A 471-nucleotide genomic window follows, 5' to 3' on the forward strand; every position below is an offset into this window, starting at 1 on the left:
TTTTACCTTAATTCGTTTATTGTTGTAGTAATCAATATAGTCTACAATGGCTTGTTCCAATTGCTTAAGCGACTGAAACGACTTCTCATAACCGTAAAACATCTCCGATTTCAGAATGCCAAAGAAGGACTCCATCATACCGTTGTCTGGGCTGTTACCCTTACGTGACATGGATGCTTGAATTCCCGTGCTTTCTAGGAACCGATGATAAGAATCGTGTTGGTATTGCCAACCTTGGTCACTATGGAGAATCGTATTCTCGTAGTGCTTCTCTGTGAATGCCTGTTCCAACATTGTTTTTACTTGTTCTAAGTTGGGTGAAGTTGAAAGATGATAAGCGATGATTTCGCTGTTGAAACCATCTAAAACGGGCGATAAATACAATTTCTGAGTGCTATTTGGAATGGTAAACTCTGTCACATCCGTATAACACTTTTCCATTGGTTTAGAGCCTTCAAATTGACGTTGAAT

At 39.3% G+C, this 471-nt stretch carries 1 protein-coding gene; it reads right to left on the reverse strand.

Annotation, left to right across the window (positions count from 1 at the left end; all coding sequences use genetic code 11):
- A partial coding sequence (locus B7692_RS07595; protein ID WP_142360055.1) for an IS3 family transposase occupies positions 1 to 471 on the reverse strand: 471 nt, incomplete at both ends.

It is taken from the genome of Streptococcus mitis (assembly GCF_002096925.1).
In the GTDB taxonomy this organism is placed as follows: domain Bacteria; phylum Bacillota; class Bacilli; order Lactobacillales; family Streptococcaceae; genus Streptococcus; species Streptococcus mitis_AF.